The sequence below is a fragment of the Streptomyces alkaliterrae genome, from assembly GCF_007097205.2.
GTDB classification, from domain to species: Bacteria; Actinomycetota; Actinomycetes; order Streptomycetales; family Streptomycetaceae; genus Streptomyces; species Streptomyces alkaliterrae.
Genome location: NZ_VJYK02000720.1, coordinates 1 through 447 on the forward strand (window position 1 = coordinate 1; position 447 = coordinate 447).

Consider the following 447-nt stretch of genomic DNA (forward strand, 5'->3'; position numbering starts at 1 on the left):
CCCCCGTGCCGGATTCGCTCCCGCCCGGCGCATCCTCGACCTCGCCAACGCCGCACCCCCGGGTTCGGAACCATCACGCGCCGATCTCGCCGCCGTACTCGCCCGCCACGGCGAGCGCGCCGAGGACCTGTCCGCCGACACGTTCTCCGACGCCGACGCCGCCGAGCTGCGCGCCGCGATCCGCGAACTCCGCGACGTCCTCACCGCATCCGACACCGACCGGGCGGCCGAACGCCTCAACGCGCTGCTCGCGCACAGCGGCGCCCGCCCCCGACTCTCCCGCCATGACGGCCACCCCTGGCACCTCCACGTGGACCGCGCCGACGACGCCGGCTGGGGCGACTGGCTTCGCGCCTCCAGCGCCCTCGCCCTCGCCCGACTCCTCAGCGAACGCGGCGCCCTCGCATGGGGCGAATGCGCCGCCGACACCTGCTCGCGCCTCTACCT

The 447-nt window shown here is 75.8% G+C and carries 1 protein-coding gene; it reads left to right on the forward strand.

The annotated features are described in order from the left end of the window. On the forward strand, positions 1-447 hold a 447-nt coding region (locus tag FNX44_RS27640), incomplete at both ends, for an ABATE domain-containing protein (RefSeq protein ID WP_153507830.1).